Genomic DNA, 19831 nt, shown 5'->3' on the forward strand with positions numbered 1-19831 from the left:
GAGAGGAAACCAGCGGATAAAACGAATTGCAAGCACAAAGGGACAACCGCCATGGTTGTCCCTTTGCTGTGTATAGAGATCCTTTTTATAAAAAGATAAGTAACAATGTTCCTGCCGCAAAACAGTAATATGAAAAATACTTCAGATTGCCACGGGCCATAATGCCCATAAACCATCTCATTGAGAAATAGGTAACGACCAGCGTCGTGATGAACGCGATCAGGTAAGGAATAGCAAGCTGAGCACGGTTAGGATCATGCGCTATATCTGAAGCACCCAGAATCACACCGCCGATACTGATCGGGATGTAGAGCATAAAGGAGAACTTTAACGCCGTTTCCTGTTTCATACCGACCGCAATGGACGAAATAACGGTAGCACCCGAACGGCTGATGCCCGGAATAAGTGCAACGGCCTGAGCGAGTCCAACCAGTACAGCATCTTTCATCTTCAAATCGCCGTCCTGTTTGCGACCGCGCAGATTACGAATAAGCCAGAGTGCAACACCCGTAATTAGCAGAGCGACTGCAACCGTATAAACTGACGAGAAGATGCTCTCAATCTGATCTTTGAACAGCACAGCAGCAACGGCAGCAGGAATCGTACCGATGACGATATATAAGCAAAACATAAAGTCTGCCCGATATTCCGGTTTACGAGTTGTTAAGTAACCCCATCCACCGGTAATCAGCTTCATGATGTCTTCCCGAAAAATAAAAACAATGGCAATTAATGAAGCGGTGTTCGTCAAAATTTCAAACGAAAGGCCATTTTGCTTCAGTCCCATTAGTCGCTGGGCAATAATTAAATGACCGCTGGAGGAGACCGGAATCGGCTCCGTTGCCCCTTGAACGATACCCAAAAAAAAGTACTTTAACCACAGTATAATCTGATCCATCTTGTCCTCCTTGAAACATTTCTCTACATTCTCAAAAATCATGTTCTAAAATCATTCTCTTTGTTAAATCTCTCTATCCACTCTAATGATGATAGCCTTTTAACTTACTAGATGGCAAGTTTGGAATGAAATTGTCAGTAGAAATGGGATGTATATTCTCTTTTTTCACTTAATAGACGAAGTTTGGAATGAATATATTAAACTTGTATTGTAAAAAAGCTAGAGTCGTGATATCGTTGATAACGATTATCAATATCATTTATTTGATTGAATCCAATACATTAAAGGTGGGGTTATTTTTGCGTAGTACAAAAAGAAGTTCAATTTGGATCATGATGGCGCTTGTGTTCATGCTGATCTTGAGTGCATGTGGTCAGTCAGCTTCAAATACAGCTAAAGATGGGGCGGAGAAGACTACTGTATCATCCGATGCGGGAAGCAAAACCAGTAACAATTCAGATGGTACGACAGACACAGGAGCAGGTGCAGAAGATGAGATGGTTTCATTCCAGTCTGATGCTGGTGAAGTGAAAGTGCCGAAAAATCCTAAACGGATTGTGGATCTGACGGCCTTCTCTACGGGATACTTTGTCGCACTGGATGCTCCAGTGGTGGGAGCAACTACAGGTGCGATGAACAACAAATACATCAAAGAGCAGCTTGCTGCACAAGGAACAGCAGATTTAGGTGATCAGCCGCCAACACCGGAGCAACTGCTTGCTTTGAAACCCGATCTGTTTATTGTGTACACAGGTACAGAAGGCATCGACAAGCTGTCACAGATTGCACCTGTGGTTCAGATTGAGTACGGTAAACGTAACTACAAAGACTTAATGCTGGAGATGGGCAAACTTACAAACAGGGAAGAAGCAGCTAAGGCCTGGATAAGCAAGTGGGAAGCTCAGATTAACGAGTTGAAACCGAAGGTAGAAGCAGCTGTAGGCAATCGTACCGTATCGATCCTGAATCCGTATGATAAAGGGTTGTATGTCTTCGGTCATAACTATGGCCGCGGGGGAGAGATTATTTATGGTGAGTTTGGACTGAAAGCACCAACCAAGGCTCAAGCGGAAGCTATTGACAGCGGAACAGGCTGGGCTTCCATTTCGATAGAAGTGCTGCCGGATTATGCAGGAGACATTATTTTCACCAGCCCGTGGTCCGGGGACACGAGTGATTCTAAAAAGATTTACGAAAATAAGTTATGGAAGAACCTCCCGGCTGTCAAAGCCAATCATGTATTTCAGCTAGATCCATCGTCTGATACGTATAACGATCCGGTATCGTTGGAAGGACAGCTTAAATTTATTACGGATAGCTTACTTTCGGCATCCAAGTAGTTTCGGGCAGGCAGACTGTATTTTAGAGCAAATGGAACGAAGAAAAAAAAGAGGCTCTCACCGTTTAGGTGTGAGTCTCTTTACGTGGAACGGGATTATTTTCTGGAGATGAAATTAGTACGTACTGCCTCTCAAACGTTTAATATCCTCCATTGGCGGACAACCAAACATGCGTGAATACTCACGGCTGAATTGTGACGGGCTCTCGTATCCAACCTGATAAGCAGCCTCTGATGCGTCTACAGCTTGAGACATTAACAGACGACGTGCTTCTTGTAGCCGCAGTTGTTTGATGAACTGAAGCGGGCTCATTGCAGTGACTGCTTTAAAATGTCGATGGAAGGAAGCCTGGCTCATATTCGCCAGCTCTGCCAGTTCTTCAATCCGGACGGGCCGACTAACATGTGTCACCATGTGTTCAATCACGTTACGAATACGGTACGCGTGAGATCCTTCTTGTGCCATCTGCTTCAGCGCACTGCCCTGAGGTCCTTTGAGTACTCTGTACAAAATCTCCTTTTTAAACAATGGAAAGAGCATGAAGATATCCTCCGCATCCCCTTCAAGCAACTGAGCTAATCGGATCACGGCATTCAGCAGCTCTGGAGAAGTTTTGCTCACATACATGGCTCGTCTGGTAACATCGTTTGTATCGTTCGAATTAGGGGAGAGACGGGTATGCTGAATTACCTCCAAAATTTCACTGCCTGTGAATTCAAGCTTTAATGCGAGATAAGGAGCGACAGGCGAAGCCTCTATGACTTGGCCGCTTACAGGCAAATCCATCGTAGCTACAATATAGCTGCCAGGTCCGTACTGGAAACGTTCCTGTCCCAGCAACATTTCCTTTTGACCCTGGACGACGATACAAAAAGAAGCTTCGTTCAACCTGAAAATCGGTTCAGTGATGTCAGATTCACGAATCAGAGAAAGGGAGCGAAGTTCGGTTGAATGGACACCTTCATTGACCGTGTACTTGTGAATAAGTCTGGCAACTTCATCTAATTGCTGCTGATATAGCATAGTCATAACATAAGTTCCTTTCGTTTCCTCTAGGAGCTTGTAACATGCTCTGGGTTGGGAGCCAGTGCAGTTTTATGAATGTTCTCCGTTCCAGCTTCGATGGCCTGCTGATAATAACTGCGCTTATGCTCAATAACGGCCATTGTTCTTCGGAGTTCTTCCATTTGAGCCTCGACGCTGGCTTTGCGCTCGGTAAACATATCGTACCTCTGATGCAAGGTTGCATCACCTTCCGAGCACCAGGCTATGAATTCCCGGATATCCTTGATAGGCATTCCGGTAGCTTTCAGACATTGGATTATTTTCAGAAAATCAATATCGGAGTCCTTGAATTGTCTCGTTCCGGTCGAATTACGTTCGACGAAGGGCATGAGTCCCTCTTTGTCATAATAGCGCAATGTATACACAGTCAGATCCAATTTTTTAGCGACTTCACTAATGGAATAGGTCATATCGAGTTTGTTCCTTTCAGTTCTAGATCAGATCGAGATTAAAGCCGATAGGCTGCATGGCATTCGCTGACGCGAGTGAATTCTATCATGCGGTCAGGAGTGATGTCAAAACGAACACTTTTTTAGAAAAAGTAGAGCAAAACATTTGACCTAGAGTTAACTATAGGGCGTAAGATAAAGAAGATTCCAAAATCATGAGGAGGTTATACTATTGATTACAGCTAAAGCCAGAGCCGTGGATGGACCCGATAAACCCTTCCGTTCCGCAGAGATTAACCGCCGTGATCTGGATACCACGGATGTATTAATTGAGATTAAGTTTGCCGGCATCTGCCACTCGGACATTCATACCGCTCATGGGGAGTGGGGACCCGTTAATTATCCACTCGTACCGGGACACGAAATTGCCGGGATTGTAACTGAAGTAGGTAGTGGTGTATCGAAATATAAAGTAGGCGACCGCGTAGGTGTTGGATGTATGGTCGACTCTTGCGGCGAATGTGAGAATTGCCGTAAAGGAGAAGAGCAATACTGCCTGAAAGGTAACATTCCAACGTATGCAGGAGTAGACAAATACGGTGAGCCAACCCAAGGCGGTTATTCCACCCATATCGTGGTAACCGAGGATTTTGTAGTGCGCATTCCTGATAATATTGAGCTGGATGCTGCCGCACCTCTGCTATGCGCTGGAATTACCACTTATTCTCCGTTGCATCATTGGGGCGCTGGTCCGGGTAAGAAAGTCGCAGTCGTAGGGATGGGTGGTCTCGGTCATATGGCGGTTAAAATCGCACATGCGATGGGAGCTGAGGTTACGGTTCTTTCTCAATCCCTGAGTAAAAAGCAAGACGGATTGCAGTTTGGCGCAGATCATTACTACGCAACGAGCGACCCGGAAACATTTGAAAAGCTTGCAGGCTCATTAGACCTGATCATTAATACGGTTAGTGCCAGCATTGATATCAACGCTTATTTCTCGCTGCTCAAGTTGGACGGCACACTCGTTAATGTAGGGGCTCCGCCAGAGCCACTGCCCGTCAATGCATTCTCGCTGATCGGACATCGTCGTTCATTCGCAGGTTCCATGATTGGCGGCATACGTGAGACACAAGAAATGCTTGATTTCTGTGCTAAGCATGATATTGCCCCTAGCATTGAGGTTATTTCGGCAGATCAGATTGATGAAGCTTATAAACGTGTGCTCGCTTCAGATGTGAAATATCGCTTTGTTATTGATACAAGCACCATTTAACAGAGCAGAGGGGAAGGAGTTCAGTTAACGCCTTCGCCTTTAATAAATAAAACTGATGCATCAGCAAATAGCCCCTATTTCCGCATAAGGAAAGGAGGGGCTATTGTTGTTACGATAACATTTTGAAGACCGTAAACCTTACGACCATATCATTGACAGATCATAAATATTTCTTGTGCTCCATCAATGTTGTTTACTGTGCGCCCACGACAGGATGCGGAATATAAGGCCCTTCCAGAAAAGCGATGTCCTCTAGGGTAAGCTTTACCGACAATGCGCCTATGGCAACATCGAGATGTGAATGTTTCGTTGCGCCGATAATCGGAGCAGTCACGGTCTCTTTCTGTAACAGCCATGCCAGCGCTATGTGTGTACGAGGCACATCATACTTCTCGGCAATAGCCGCCACCCGTTCGACAACAATGCGATCCGCGTCACTTGTGGCATTGTACTTTGATTTCTGAATCATATCCGTTTCAGAGCGATGCGTCGTCACCGACCAATCTCTTGTTAACCTGCCGGAAGCGAGTGGGCTGTATGGCGTAACGCCAATCTTTTCCTCTTTGCAAAGTGGCAGCATCTCCCGTTCCTCTTCACGGTAAATCAGGTTCAAATGGTTCTGCATGGAAACAAATTTGGTCCAGCCATTTTTCTCCGCTGTATATAACGCTTTCTGGAACTGCCATGCGAACATGGCTGAAGCGCCAATATATCTGGCTTTACCTGACTTCACTACATCATGGAGTGCTTCCATCGTTTCTTCAATAGGGGTGTTATAGTCCCAGCGGTGAATGATATATAGATCTACATAATCCGTTTCGAGGCGTTTGAGACTTTTGTCAATTTCACTTAAAATGGCTTTTCTGGACAACCCGGAGCCGTTGGGGCCTTCATGCATTCGTCCATGAATTTTGGTCGCAATCACGACCTGATCACGGTCTGCGTAGTCTTTCAAAGCCCGTCCCAGATATTCCTCGCTCGTACCAAGAGAGTATATATTGGCTGTATCGAAGAAATTAATACCAAGATCCAGTGCCTTGCGAATCACGGATCGGGAGTCTTCTTCGTTCAGCACCCACTCGTGAACCCATTTACTGGCGTCCCCGAATCCCATACATCCGAGACAAAAGCGCGAGACATCGAGTCCTGTATTACCAAGTTTAACGTATTCCATCGTAATCACATTTCCTTTCTACTCAAAGTTACCACGTATTCCACATATCTAATAGGATGGCTGTTTTCTGTTCTATTATGTCATGATTCTCTATTGAAACTGTAGTTCATTTCAATCAAAAGTTTGCCTGATCCGATCAAAATGGGAGTAGCACTCTTTTACGTATAGAAACGTAGAGCACCTAATAAAATAAAGCCCCTTGGAACAGACCAAAGGGCTTTAAAGAGAGTGGAGCTATCGTTTAAATGTTGAAACTTTGATATGCAGAGGTCTCATGACCGTAAATACAATAAAAAAAGATTGAACGCAAAAATACGCTGTGATATAATCATGAGCGCAGTTGATTTCGTTGAATATGTAATTGATGTATCATTATTTCTCCTAAATTAATCATACATCGGATTCTTCGGTTTGTCAACGCGCTTTTTTTCTCCAAAGAAAATGGACTGAGGAGTGTGGTTAACGATATGACAGAAACGAACGAATGGCAATTGGAAAAAGAAAGATTGGCTTACGTGCGAAATGAACTGCAGGCGAGACTTGCTGAACTTGAACCCCAAGTTAAAGGTCTTGCGGATCAGGCTACGGAAATTCGTAAACGTTTCTGGGAAGAAGTCACGATTAATACGGGTTCATACACGGATTTTGAAGAAGCCTTTTATACCATTAATCAGCAAGCGAGAGTGTTGGCTGAACGAGAACGTGGGCATAAGTTATTAGTACAGCAGTGGAAAAATGTAAATCGTTTATTGCCTCTACCTTACTTCGGACGTATTGATTTTAAGGAAAAGGGTCTTGGTTTTACGGAGCCAATTTACATTGGGGTGTCTTCTTTTACAGACAAGGAAGGCTTGGATTTTCTCATCTATGATTGGCGTACGCCGATCGCGAGTCTCTATTATGACTATGGCTCCGGTACGGCAGATTATGAGACACCTATGGGGAAAATCGAGGGGACGGTTGAACTGAAACGTCAGTTTCAAATTCAGGATGGCCAGTTGCTGGGCATGTTTGATGCTAGTGAAACCATTGGGGATGCCATGCTCCAGGAAGTGCTCTCCAAAGGTGCGAACTCTCAGATGAAAAGCATTGTAGCAACGATTCAAAAGGAACAGAATGCCATTATCCGTGATGATCGCAGCCGAATGCTGATTGTTCAGGGCGCCGCAGGTAGCGGAAAGACATCCGCTGCGCTCCAGCGAGTGGCCTATCTATTATATAAACATCGCCAGACGATCAAGGCAGATCAGATGGTTCTTTTTTCGCCAAATCCGATGTTTGCGAGTTATATCTCGACCGTTTTGCCAGAGCTAGGTGAAGAGAACATTCAACAGACGACGTTTCAGGAATACTTGAATTATTGGCTCGGATCGAGCTTGAGTCCGGAAGATCCACTTGATCAGATCGAGTATGTACTTACTGCTGGTGCGGAACCAGGTTACACTGCTCGTATGGAAGGCATTCGCTATAAAGCATCCGCGGAATTTCTGAAAGCTTTGAAGAACTATGGGGAATGGCTGGGTCGGGAAGGGTTAAAATTTATCGGCATTCGGTTCCGTGAACGAGAGTTCATTACTTCAGCTCAGATGAAGGCACAATTTTCAACTTATGACGTCCATCTTCCGTTGCCAAGCCGCATATTGTTATTGCAGGAATGGTTGCTGAAACAGCTGGCTGTTCTAGAGCAACAGGAACGACAAGCGGACTGGGTGGAGGAAGAGTTGAATTATCTCGATACGGACGACTACGCAGACGCGTACGGTAAGTTGCACAAGGAAAAGGCTGTGTTCGAAGTGGCGGAGCAGTATGCGGCAAGAGAGAATGCAAGCAAGCGTGCTGATCTGGATGAAGGTGCTTTCGATTTTGGCGAGAGGGAAGAAGAATTGCTACGGCGAAAAATAGTGAAGCAAAGGTTCAAGCCTCTAAGGCAGCGTGTCCGAAAGTTCAAGTTCGTCAATGTACAATCAGCCTATGAACAACTATTTGTAGATTCCGCAGCCTATCAAGAACGTACGAATGGAGCGGCAGTTCCACCTCACTGGGATGAAATCTGTACCCAAACCAAAGATATGTTGCGTCAGAACAAGCTGTTCCATGAAGATGCTACCCCATATTTATATGTAAAAGAAATCATCGAAGGGGTACGAATCAACACGGATATCCGTCATGTGTTCGTCGACGAAGGTCAGGATTACTCGGCATTTCAATATGAATATCTCAAAAAGCTGTTCCCTCGTGCCCGCATGACGGTACTAGGTGATTTCGGGCAAGCGATCTATATGCAGGCGACAGAACTTGCCGCTACTGATTCGCCATTAATTTCGTTATATGGGGACAAAGAAACGACGCTTATTCGGCTAGTACAGAGCTATCGCTCAACTCGTGAAATTGTTGAATTCACGAAGGCGATGCTACCTGGCGGTGATGAGATTGTTGCTTTTGACAGAAGGGACCAGAAGCCGGCTTTAATCCGGGTGGAGGCAGGAGAGAACGAGCGTGATGAGTTCATTCGATCTGACGTTGAGGCGCTTCAAAAAGAGGGTTTTCGTTCGATTGCGATCATAACCAAAACGGCAGCCGAGAGTCACCTTGCATATGAATGTTTGCGAGAGGTCGGTGTAGAGGGACTAAGGCTGATTACGAAAGACACGGAGCAGTTTGAAAAAGGCCTGATGGTCATTCCCGTCTACCTCGCCAAGGGTGTAGAATTCGATGCAGTGCTTGTATATGATGCCTCCGCAGTTCGATATGGGGAAGAATATGACCGCAAGCTTCTTTACACGGCTTGTACTCGCGCGATGCATCGGTTGAATCTATATACGTCGAAGGACTGGTCGCCTTTTTTGCAGGCATTGCCTGAGAACTTGTATGATGTGAAAAATGTATAAGAGCCTCTTTTTCCATATTTATCCTTAACATATTTTACAGTCTATGCTATGATACGGTTCAAATAAGGCTTGTTACTGATTTTTTCAGGCAATACCTATGTTTACATGCACTCAGTTTTTCTCTGAGTGTGTGTATGCATGGGTTTTTTTGCGTTTATCCAATGATCAACTTGGCTCCATTCCCGTCTTTAACGCAGGATGATGGCGAAATTGAAGCTGAGTTTATTAAATAAAAGTCAACTGATTTGATTCAGAAAGGGAGATTGGATTGAAGCAGAACAAGAGAAAGGTTTCATTTTGGAAAAAAGGGATTTCGGCATTACGTTTGATGAGCACACGTCTGACAATCGCATTTCTTGCTGTACTTTTGATTCCTACCGCACTTATCGGATATTTTTCGTATACCAGTGCCAAGGATCAGGTTCAGCAAAAAATGACAGCACCCATCCAAACGATCTTAACGATGGTAGGGCAGCATATTAACAACACCGTTGGTGAGCGAGTGAAGTTACTTCATTATATAGACGATTTGGTGGGTACAAACCCAGGAACGGAGCAGTATGAAGAAGTTAGGCTAGACATGAATCGTTTCTCGACTACATATCCGGAGATTCTGGATTTCTCCATGGCGAATGAACAAGGGAAGTTTATTACGAACTCCAATATCGAAGAAACAACCTCCGATGTTCGCAATACCGAATGGTACAAAAGCGCCATTAGCGATGGTGGCAAAATTCATTTTTCAAACATTACCAAAGATGCAGCTTCCGGAAAAATATACGTAGAAATATCAAAGAGACTTTCGGGTGATAAAGGGGCTGTACGCATTCAACTGGATCTGACTTCATTAGCAACAGAGATAGCCGCGATAGAGGTTGGCGGTAATGGCAGCTTAATTGTTGTGGATCGCAATCGTTCCATAGCGGCTTGGTCAGGGGCTATTTCCAAAGGAGGGGGCGGTGAACTGGGTGGACCGCTGATCGAAGGCATCCCGGTAAACCCTAATACGGCGTCTGATGTGGATGAGCCTATGGCATTATCTCATTTTGTACGTACAGACCTGGAATATGATTTGGATGTATATAACGGTGTTAACGCCTTAACGGGATGGAATGTGATTGTGCTTATGGGGCATGAAGACTTTATTGTTGCAGCCAAACCAATTTTGATTACAAGTCTGACGGTCATTGGCATCTCGGTCCTTATTGCCGGATGGATCATTTTTCTGATATTGAGAGCCTTTATTGTTCCGATGAGAAAACTCAGAGTGGCTGCACGTAAAGTACGTGAGGGCAATCTATCTGAGCGAGTTGGTCTGAATTCTGCTAACGAATTTGGTATGCTGGCTCAGGATTTTGATGAAATGACTCAATCCCTTCAATCTGTTGTCCTTGAACTGAACAAGACCTCTTCGTTGCTGGGGGAATCTTCACAGATGATTCAAGAGAGCACAGAGCAGACGACCCAATCTGTTCAGCATGTAGCCGAGATTATGCAACAAACGGCTGAGACAGCCGTAAATGGAGCTGAAAGCTCGCGTCAAACCGCTAATGCTGTGGAAGAGATGGCAAGAGGAATCAGCACCATAGCAGCATCTGCAACGACGATTGTGGATTCGGCCGAAGAGACGGAACGTGCAGTAGTAAGCGGTGGCGATACGATTAAACAAGTGGAAGAACAGATGGGACTCATATTGGAAGTCGTGGAAGAAACCAGTTCACTGATGAATCAATTGTCTGCTCTTTCCTCGGAAGCAAGTCAGATGAACGATGCCATAGCAGATATTTCTCGTCAAACGAATCTGTTGTCATTAAATGCTTCCATTGAAGCATCCAGAGCTGGAGAACATGGCAAAGGGTTTGCGGTTGTTGCTTCGGAAGTTCGCGAGCTATCCCAGCAGTCCAAACAAAGCGCCGAACAGATTGGCAGTACTATTGAGCACATGCTGAACTTGATTGAACAGTCGACAATGCTGATGAATCAGCAGGTTCGGAATCAGGTAAGTCAGGGTATGCGCATTAGCATAGAAGCTTCCACAACCATTCGAAACATTGAACAGCACACGTCTAAAATAGTAGATCAGATTCAGGATATCTCCAGTATATCTGAAGAGCTGTCTGCGAGTACCGAACAAGTTTCGGCTGCAGTAACCGAGATGGCGGACATCTCGAAGCTGTCTGCGGACAGTGCTCAGACAACCTCGGCAGCGGCACAGGAGCAAATGGCTGCAATGGAGGAAATCTCGGCATCCACGGTTCAGCTGGCCCAAACGGCTGACAATATGCAACAGCTGGTTCAACGATTTACACTCTAAGACGTCAAAGGAAAGTCGCTGCATCTAGCGGCTTTTTTTACGTTGAAATCTATTTTTTCTCATGCTAACAGAGGATGTAACAGGTAAGGGAATGCAAGGTTTTGTGCATGTTGTTCAGCGAAAACTCTGATAAAATAAAACAAACTTGAATGTAAACCCCATTACAACATAAACAACGAATGAAGCGTTGAATCTAATATAAATCAGGAGGTGGCTTGAGATGAACAAGCCGATGATAGGGGTACTGCCTTTGTACGATACGGACAAAAAAAGTTACTGGATGCTTCCTCACTATATGAAGGCCATTGAAGATTCAGGTGGTATACCGGTCATGTTGCCATTAACGACAGACGAGGACATGATCACAACGCTAGCGCACGCCTTTGACGGATTTCTGTTTACTGGTGGCCATGATGTTAATCCGGAACTTTATGATGAGCGGATGCAGAGCGTCTGTGGCGAGTTGTGTATGGAGCGGGATCAGATGGAGGCTTTTCTTTTTCATAAAGTAATAGCGCTTGGTAAACCAGCTTTTGGCATATGCCGCGGATTACAGCTGTTTAACGCCATATTAGGGGGAACGTTATATCAGGATATTCCTACAGATATGGAAGCAGAGCAGAAGATTGTTCATCAGCAAAAACCCCCATACACCAATCTCGTACATTCCGTACATATTGAAAAAGATAATCTGCTTCATGATATCTTGCAGACGGATCAGATTCAGGTTAACAGCTATCATCATCAGGGCATCAAAACGTTATCCGATCAATTAGTGGCTGTTGCCATTGCGGAGGATGGATTAGTTGAATCTGTCGTCATGCCAGGTTATTCGTTTGTACTCGCTGTTCAGTGGCATCCGGAGTATAGTTATGCCGTGGACGGGTACAGTCAGCAGTTATTTGCAGCTTTCGTCAGAGCATGCAGTTCAGCACGATTTAAGAGCCCTGTGCAGGACATTACGGCTTGATTCTAGTTCGATGGATATGAAAGGTTGAACACAAAAATCACTTTCGAGTATAGATTAGAGCATACGCTTGAAAGTGATTCTTATTTTTTTATTCGAGATAACGTATGAATGGTTACATTTCAATAAAGTTATACTCCGGGGTTGACATTAGATTAAATTTAAAACAAAATATATGCTATAGCATATAGAATGCCAATGGGATTGATGGTTGTTGTTAAACGTGAGAGCTGTCAGTGCAACTAAATAACCTTTTTCATAAGCAGAGTCACAGACCAGATACATGGTATAGCATGTAATTGATTTGCGCGATCTATATGTAATAACGAATGAAAGAAGGATAGCGATGTTCATTTTTATTACGGTTTTACAGGTTCTGTTAGGCCTCTTTTTCCTGGTTACAGGAAGCAAAATTATTTCGGGGAAGATGGCCGATGAATTCAAACGTTTTGGATTGCCTTCATTCTTTAATATTTTGACCGGATCGTTTGAGATTGTTGGAGCTATGGGTATGCTTGCTGGCATATGGGTACCTGGTGTTGCATTTTGGGCAGGATTGTTACTGGGGGGTACAATGATTGCTGGAGCCTTTACTTTGATTGTTTTAGCTAAAGATCCTATACAAAAAGCCATTCCTGCCATTGTTCTATTCGTTCTTAGCTTGATTGTATCACTGTATTATTTCTTCTAAGCGCTGAATAAGGAGGAGACGTAAGATGGGACTACAATCCCAACAAATTCTAATTGTTGAAGATGAGCTGAGAATTCGAAATCTTCTACGGTTGTATTTAGAGAGAGAAGGTTTCGAAGTAGATGAAGCTACCACAGGAGAGATTGGTCTGGAAAAAGCACTTCGTTATGACTACGATCTGTTGATCCTTGATGTCATGTTACCTAGCATGGATGGCTTTTTCGTAACTTCAAGAATACGTCAATATAAGACAACTCCCATCTTAATTTTAACTGCAAAAGATAGTGAAGAGGATGTTATTCAAGGTTTTGAGTCAGGAGCGGATGATTATGTCACCAAACCGTTTAGTCCACGTGAAGTCGTTCATCGTATTAGAAGTGTCGTTCGGAGAAGACAAGCGGGGAATCACGACAACCTTACTTTTTATCGAAGATTGAAATTGCGTGATTTCATTTTGGAAGACGATCACAAATTGTCTTCTAGGGGGAAAGAGATTCATTTAACTCCTAAAGAATACGAATTGTTATTTTATTTAGCGACGTCACCAGATAAGTTATTCTCGAGAGAGAATATACTTCAAAATGTGTGGAATTATGATTATAGTGTGGATTATCGTACCGTAGACACACACATCAAACGAGTTCGGGAAAAGCTGGATGACATTTCGGCGGGTTCCTCCTCTATGATCAAAACGATATGGGGGTTAGGATATAAATTTGAAATCGATTAATTAAGCAAGCATCTGATTGAAAATCAGTTTAGCCGCTTCATTCCTTGATGAGTGTCGTTTGTAACATTCGTTCAGATCACCTATAATTGGGTGTAAGAAAATGATGAATGAGGGTACAACAATGGACTTATACAGTGTGACTGGTTTTTTAATTCACCGGACAGATCTCAAGCTTACGAATTATTTTATCAAACAATTGAAGCCTTACGAGGTCACACCTGAACAATGGAGTATTATATCTTTCATGGATCTCGATAAAGCTACGACTCAAAAAGAGCTGGCAGAGGCTATCGATCGGGATCAAACGACTGTCGTTCGAATGATCCATTCACTAGAGCGTAAAGGAATGGTTCGACGTATCGTTAATGATCAAGATAAACGTTCACACCATTTATATTTGTCTCCCAAAGGAGAAGAAGTGAAAGAAAAGTTGTTGTTAACGGTCCAAGACGCTCATAACTATGTTACACGAGGGATAGAGCCTGAGGAACTGGAACAATTAAAGGCAATATTAGAAAAGCTGTACATGAATGTGCAAGAGGATTAAGTGAATTTAAGATAGAGAGTTAAAGAACATTTAATACATGCTATAGCATGTATATTGATGTGCGAGAGTTGTTTGGGTTAGATAGTTTTGTGTTAGATAATAGGCTTAATGTAAAGACCTCCTCATGAACTGAGGAGGTCTTTTGTTGAAGATATATTATTGAAAATCCGTTATGATTTGGAACCCGACTGTGACTTAACTTCGTTTTGGGCATTGAGGGAAGCAATCAGTTTTTCGCCTTCCACATCGAGATTAGGCAGGATGCGATCCAGCCATTTCGGAAGAGACCAAGCTTTATCGCCAAACATCGCCATAATGGCCGGAACCAGAGCCATGCGAATGATAAAAGCATCAACTAAAATACCTACCGCGAGTGTGAAGCCGATCTGTTTAATCATGACATCATCAGTAAAGATAAAACCAGCGAATACGGAAACCATGATAACCGCAGCGGCAACAACGACACGACTAACCTGATTATAACCATGTATAACGGATTCCGTTCCACGGTGACCATGAACATAGGATTCGCGCATCGAGCTAACCAAGAATACCTGATAATCCATGGCAAGACCGTAGAGAATCCCGGTTACGATTATAGGCATGAAGCTGAGTAACGGGCCGCCTGTATCGAAACCAAAAAGGGAGTGCAACCAGCCCCATTGGAACACTGCGGTTGTCATGCCGAATGTAGCTAGAATGCTAAGCAGGAAACCAATCGTTGCTTTGATCGGAACGATGATCGAACGGAACACAAGCAACAAGATGATCAATGAAAGTAGAATGATGATACCTACATAGATCGGGAAAACCTGAGCCAGCTTGGCGGACATATCAATATTTACGGCGGTAAGTCCGGTTACACCAAGTTTGACGTCATAGGTCTTAGCCATATTAGAGTCTGCTGACCGCAGGTCGTTAACCAACGTCTTAGTCAATTGATCGTTAGGACCTGTCTTGGGAATGAGACTGAAAATAGCCAAATCCTCCGTCATCCCTAAAGGAGAGACTTGAGCCACGTTATTCTGACCCTGCAACTCCATGGCGAGTCCACCCAGAAGCTCTGGTGTCATTTTGGCAGAGGCATTACGTGGTTCGGCCACCAGGATTAGCGGACCGTTAAAGCCTTCACCAAAACCTTTCGAAATGGCATCATAGCTCTGTCTTGCATCCGTATCCAGGTTTGCTGAGGAAGCTCCCGGAATGCCCATTTCCATTTTAGTAATCGGAGTTGCGGCAAAACCAAGGACAAGGATAATCGCAATAACGGTTGCCCAGCGATGTTTAATAACGAATTTGACCCATCTGTTAGCCACGCCATGACTTGACGCTTCTGATGAGTTAATAGCTTTCGCACGAGCTTTCTTCGAGCAGATTCGTTCACCAACAAGGCCGAGCAAGGCTGGCAGTAAGGTTAATGCAACGAATACGTTGATCAGTACCGTTGCCGCTGCGACGAGTGCCATCGTGGACAAGAAAGTGAGTCCGATGACGAGCATACCGCAGAGGGCAATAATGACGGTTAAGCCGGCAAAAAATACAGCACTGCCTGATGTGCCAATTGCCCGCGCTGTAGCTTCCTGTGCGCTTAGGCGCCCGTCAATAATCATCCGGCGCTGACGATTGACGATGAAAAGTGCATAGTCGATGCCGACAGCCAAACCTACCATTAGAGCCAAAACGGATGTCACACTTGGCATATCAACAAATTTGGAGATCGAGAATGCTCCCCCAACCCCAATAGCGACACCAAGAAGGGCTGTGATCAGCGGCAGGCCTGCTGCAACAACGGAACCAAGGGTAATGAGCAGTACGATGACCGCGATAACCAGCCCTACAATTTCGGCGGAACCAACCCCGATGGATACGGATTTAAGCGTTTCACCAGGCAATACCTTAATCTGTGTGCCTTCTTCAACCTTCATGACCGATTGAATAACAGAATCAAACACATCTTGCGTAATAGCAGACTGTTCAATCGTGAATTGGAACTGAAACAGTGCTGTGCTACCATCCGATGAGATTAACAAACCTGGTACGGGAACGTTGTTTACCATGAATGGTCCGTATGGAGGCGGCGAGGCTGTAGCCGACTGGGCCATGTTCATCGCTTGAGCCGCGTCCGCAGATGCCCCTGAGTTATTCGCCTGCGCAGCTGCATAGTCGGCTGGATTAATCACTTTATCCAGCCCGTATACTTCGCTGACACCTTTCATAATGGCAGCGGTACGTTCAGGTGTATCCAGCCGCTCGTTGTCCGGCGCTTTGAACACAACGCTTCCTTGACCGCCGGAGGCGGCAGGCAGTTCTTTTGCAAGCTGATCCAAAACTTTCTGTGATTCTGTTCCTTCAATTTTCATTTCCGAGCTGATGTGCACGCCGTTGATACTGATCATGGAGATGACGATCCCCAGAATGATCACCCAGCCAATAATAAAATATCCCGGCTTGCGAAAAGCAGTTTTTCCTATTTTATATAATAAGGTAGACATTTCTCTTTTTTACACTCCTTCTATTATAAGTATGACAATTCTAATGGTGGATTATGATTAAAAGACGATAAAAGAAGGAGCTTAAAATCCTTTTCGCAAATGATCAAACACCGTTTCCATAAACTGCTCAAACGGGACTGCATCTGAACCTGAGTCGGCAGGAATTTGCTTACCGGGCAACAGTACGTTCAGTCTTCCTTCAATTAAGGGCAACACGGTGCCATAAATAGCGCTGATCAACAAGTAAGTATAGATTTCGTCGTTTTGGCCGTTCGACAGGTCAAGCAGGGTTTCCTGCGCCTGAGTTTGCAGTCTGTGCATCGCTGCCAAATAGTGAGGTTCAAGCACGGGATAGGTTCGGGACAAGATGACAAGTTGATGCAGTCTGCCAATCAATTCGGACGTGAGTTGCATTTTAACCAGTTCATACATAATTTCCAGCAGTGAGGCATGATCCGGAATCTCTGTGATCAGATGTTCAAGCTCGGCTGTATTTGGTACAGATAGAGCTCCAAGCGCAACAGCTTCTTCCTTGCACGTAAAGTAGTTGGCAAATGTTCTACGAGAGCATCCGACCTGTCGCACGATATCTTCTACCGTAAATCCATCTAGTCCATGCTCCAGCGTCAGATTAAAAGCAACTCCGGCAAGGGCTTTCTCCGTGGCTTCTTTTTTTAAGTGTCGCAACGTTCGTTTCATAATTTATACCGCCTATGCGTTCACCTCCTTAAGATGGATTAAAGGAAAATATCCACAGTATCTCTTTTGTGAAAATAATCATAACAACAATTTGCCCAATGTGCAAATTTACTCATTGTGCAAATTAATGGTGTGAATGAATATCCAATAATAGTTTATTAATATGCACCTTATTTCGATTTAAAATTTGTACTTTATAGACACAGTGCATGCTTTGATGCTCTTTGGATTACATCCCTGTAGATTGTTTGAATTATTCGTAAACCACCATCAGAGAACTATATTGACAAATGGAGAAACGTTCTTTCGAAAAAGTATGGCTTCATTAGGAGGATATATCGATTAAATCAATACAGAAGGGTAGAGGCTGAAGTTAAAATATAACAGTCATGACTTTATCTATAATTACGTGAGAAGTGGACTTGAATAAAAGAGGGGGCATATTTATGCAGAAAAGTTTGATCTCAAGTGAAGAACGCTGAAGTTGACTTTAAAGGTTATGATGAACAGTTCATTCCTGATCTAATAAAATAAAAAATAAATTTTAAAATATCCCTTGATTTTTCGGGAAACGTCTGATAGTGTAATACCTGTGATTTTGGAAAGTTGATTTATCAATATGAATTAGAGCTTTCCAGCAGATAATTTTTGACCACTTCTACCAAGGAGTTAAGGCCATACGGACAGCCGGGTCAAATGCCGATTGGCAACTTCTGTTGCCTTATTGATTGAGTTCAAAGCTCAAATTTTATAAGTTGGTTACTTTACAACCAGTGCATCTGCACATCAACTTGTGAAACGGTCAATAAGAGTGGTAAAGGCGAATTATTTGCTATATAGACTCTGATCCAATATTGATATACATGAAGAAGCTTTCCGCTGAAGGGGTTCTTATGGACTTTTTTGGTCAAGGAGTCTTCACGTCTTTTTTATGATGTATATCGACAAGCAAGTGTGATGGTGTGCGCAAAAGTGCGACATTTTTCACCTTGCTTTTTTTATTGTATCAGGAGCGGGTGGACGTTGCATAATGAAACAATACAACTGCGAACGTCATGGAATTTTACGAAAAAAACAAAAACTAAAAAACCTGATTATGGGGATAGGAGAATGAGAAAATGGGAAAAGCACTAATCATCGGCGCCGGCGGCGTAGCTTCTGTAGCAGTACACAAATGCGTTCAAAACAGCGAGGTTTTTGAAGAAATCTGTATCGCAAGCCGTACCAAATCCAAATGTGATGAACTGAAAGCAAAATTGGATGGCGGCAAAACAAAAATTACAACAGCTCAAGTGGACGCGGACAATGTAGAAGAGCTGATTGCATTGATCAACGAGTTCCAACCGGATATCGTAATGAACTTGGCATTGCCATACCAGGATCTGACGATCATGGATGCTTGCCTGGCTACGAAAACAAACTACATGGATACAGCAAACTATGAGCCGGAAGATACGGCGAAATTCGAATATAGCTGGCAATGGGATTACAAAGAGCGTTTCGAAAAAGCAGGCATCACTGCACTGCTGGGTAGCGGATTTGACCCTGGCGTAACGGGCGTATTCTCCGCATACGCATTGAAACACTATTTTGACGAGATCGAATATATCGATATCCTCGACTGCAATGGCGGCGACCATGGTTACCCATTTGCAACAAACTTCAACCCTGAGATCAACATTCGTGAAGTTTCTGCGAACGGCAGATACTGGGAGAATGGTGAATGGATCGAAACTAAACCGATGGAAATCAAACGTGTGTACGACTTCAAAGAAGTTGGCGAAAAAGATATGTACCTGTTGTATCATGAAGAGCTGGAGTCTCTGGCGAAAAACATGCCTGGCTTGAAACGTATCCGTTTCTTCATGACATTTGGTCAAAGCTATCTGACTCACCTGAAAGCTCTGGAAAACGTAGGAATGACTTCCATCGAGCCGATCGAGTTCGAAGGAAAACAAATCATTCCTTTGCAATTCCTGAAAGCTGTTCTGCCTGATCCGGCGTCCCTCGGACCTCGTACAGTAGGTAAAACGAACATCGGTTGTATCTTCAAAGGTAAAAAAGACGGTCAAGACAAAACATATTATGTATACAACATCTGTGACCACCAAGAGTGCTATAAAGAAGTAGGTTCCCAAGCGATCTCTTACACAACTGGTGTTCCGGCTATGATCGGTGCGGCTATGGTGATGACAGGAAAATGGAACAAACCAGGCGTATACAACGTGGAAGAGTTCAACCCGGACCCGTTCATGGAAGAACTGAACAAATGGGGACTTCCTTGGGTAGAAGACTTCAATCCGGTTCTCGTGGATGAGCTGCCAGAAGAGTCTAAAGCTAAAGAATCGGAGCTTGTTCGCTAAC

The 19831-nt window shown here is 44.0% G+C and carries 15 protein-coding genes; 9 read left to right on the plus strand and 6 right to left on the minus strand.

The annotated features are described in order from the left end of the window. Nucleotides 1-85: 85 nt before the first annotated feature. Nucleotides 86-898 carry an undecaprenyl-diphosphate phosphatase gene (locus H7T88_RS12485; RefSeq protein WP_090915833.1) on the minus strand — a complete coding sequence of 271 codons (813 nt, stop codon included), beginning with the start codon at nt 896-898 and terminating at the stop codon, nt 86-88. Between the two features lie 299 nt (nt 899-1197). Here H7T88_RS12485 and H7T88_RS12490 point away from each other — a divergent pair, with 299 nt between their 5' ends. Further along, entirely contained in the window at nt 1198-2238 is a 1041-nt protein-coding gene (locus H7T88_RS12490) for an ABC transporter substrate-binding protein (protein ID WP_260510872.1), read from the plus strand. A 114-nt stretch (nt 2239-2352) separates the two neighbouring features. On the opposite strand, the gene H7T88_RS12495 is transcribed toward H7T88_RS12490, so the two are convergent. Both H7T88_RS12495 and H7T88_RS12500 read right to left on the minus strand, forming a co-directional pair. Further along, the gene (locus H7T88_RS12495; RefSeq protein WP_221788703.1) at nt 2353-3267 is read right to left on the minus strand and encodes an AraC family transcriptional regulator; all 915 of its coding nucleotides are present in this window, start codon (nt 3265-3267) and stop codon (nt 2353-2355) included. 23 nt (nt 3268-3290) lie between these two features. After that, nucleotides 3291-3713, minus strand: coding sequence for a MerR family transcriptional regulator (locus tag H7T88_RS12500; RefSeq protein WP_221788704.1), 423 nt, complete (start codon nt 3711-3713; stop codon nt 3291-3293). 211 nt (nt 3714-3924) lie between these two features. Between H7T88_RS12500 and H7T88_RS12505 the strand changes: the two genes are divergently transcribed. Continuing rightward, nucleotides 3925-4965: an NAD(P)-dependent alcohol dehydrogenase gene (locus H7T88_RS12505; RefSeq protein ID WP_221788705.1), complete on the plus strand. Its 1041-nt coding sequence runs from the start codon at nt 3925-3927 to the stop codon at nt 4963-4965. Nucleotides 4966-5158: 193 nt separating this feature from the next. On the opposite strand, the gene H7T88_RS12510 is transcribed toward H7T88_RS12505, so the two are convergent. After that, nucleotides 5159-6139: an aldo/keto reductase gene (locus tag H7T88_RS12510; protein ID WP_221788706.1), complete on the minus strand. Its 981-nt coding sequence runs from the start codon at nt 6137-6139 to the stop codon at nt 5159-5161. A gap of 467 nt (nt 6140-6606) precedes the next feature. Between H7T88_RS12510 and helD the strand changes: the two genes are divergently transcribed. The 6 genes from helD to H7T88_RS12540 all read left to right on the plus strand — a co-directional run bounded on the left by helD (nt 6607) and on the right by H7T88_RS12540 (nt 14276). After that, the gene (gene helD / locus H7T88_RS12515; protein WP_221788707.1) at nt 6607-9027 is read left to right on the plus strand and encodes an RNA polymerase recycling motor HelD; all 2421 of its coding nucleotides are present in this window, start codon (nt 6607-6609) and stop codon (nt 9025-9027) included. Nucleotides 9028-9355: 328 nt separating this feature from the next. Beyond that, on the plus strand, nt 9356-11341 hold the full coding sequence (locus H7T88_RS12520; RefSeq protein ID WP_260510873.1) for a methyl-accepting chemotaxis protein: 1986 nt from the start codon (nt 9356-9358) through the stop codon (nt 11339-11341). A gap of 220 nt (nt 11342-11561) precedes the next feature. Continuing rightward, nucleotides 11562-12311: a gamma-glutamyl-gamma-aminobutyrate hydrolase family protein gene (locus tag H7T88_RS12525; RefSeq protein WP_221788709.1), complete on the plus strand. Its 750-nt coding sequence runs from the start codon at nt 11562-11564 to the stop codon at nt 12309-12311. 337 nt (nt 12312-12648) lie between these two features. Beyond that, nucleotides 12649-12999 carry a DoxX family protein gene (locus H7T88_RS12530; protein ID WP_221788810.1) on the plus strand — a complete coding sequence of 117 codons (351 nt, stop codon included), beginning with the start codon at nt 12649-12651 and terminating at the stop codon, nt 12997-12999. A gap of 25 nt (nt 13000-13024) precedes the next feature. After that, a complete protein-coding gene (locus tag H7T88_RS12535; RefSeq protein ID WP_221788711.1) occupies nt 13025-13729 on the plus strand; it encodes a response regulator transcription factor in 705 nt (234 codons plus the stop codon). Between the two features lie 121 nt (nt 13730-13850). Beyond that, nucleotides 13851-14276, plus strand: a complete 426-nt coding sequence (locus tag H7T88_RS12540) for a MarR family winged helix-turn-helix transcriptional regulator (RefSeq protein ID WP_154889184.1) — start codon at nt 13851-13853, stop codon at nt 14274-14276. Between the two features lie 170 nt (nt 14277-14446). On the opposite strand, the gene H7T88_RS12545 is transcribed toward H7T88_RS12540, so the two are convergent. Continuing rightward, nucleotides 14447-16768, minus strand: coding sequence for an MMPL family transporter (locus H7T88_RS12545; protein ID WP_221788713.1), 2322 nt, complete (start codon nt 16766-16768; stop codon nt 14447-14449). A gap of 81 nt (nt 16769-16849) precedes the next feature. Further along, complete coding sequence (locus H7T88_RS12550; protein WP_260510875.1) at nt 16850-17467, minus strand: TetR/AcrR family transcriptional regulator; 618 nt, start codon at nt 17465-17467, stop codon at nt 16850-16852. A 1118-nt stretch (nt 17468-18585) separates the two neighbouring features. Between H7T88_RS12550 and H7T88_RS12555 the strand changes: the two genes are divergently transcribed. Continuing rightward, a complete protein-coding gene (locus H7T88_RS12555; RefSeq protein ID WP_154889177.1) occupies nt 18586-19830 on the plus strand; it encodes a saccharopine dehydrogenase family protein in 1245 nt (414 codons plus the stop codon). Nucleotide 19831: the final 1 nt, after the last annotated feature.

The sequence above is a fragment of the Paenibacillus cucumis (ex Kampfer et al. 2016) genome (assembly GCF_019748695.1).
In the GTDB taxonomy this organism is placed as follows: Bacteria; Bacillota; Bacilli; order Paenibacillales; family Paenibacillaceae; genus Paenibacillus; species Paenibacillus polysaccharolyticus.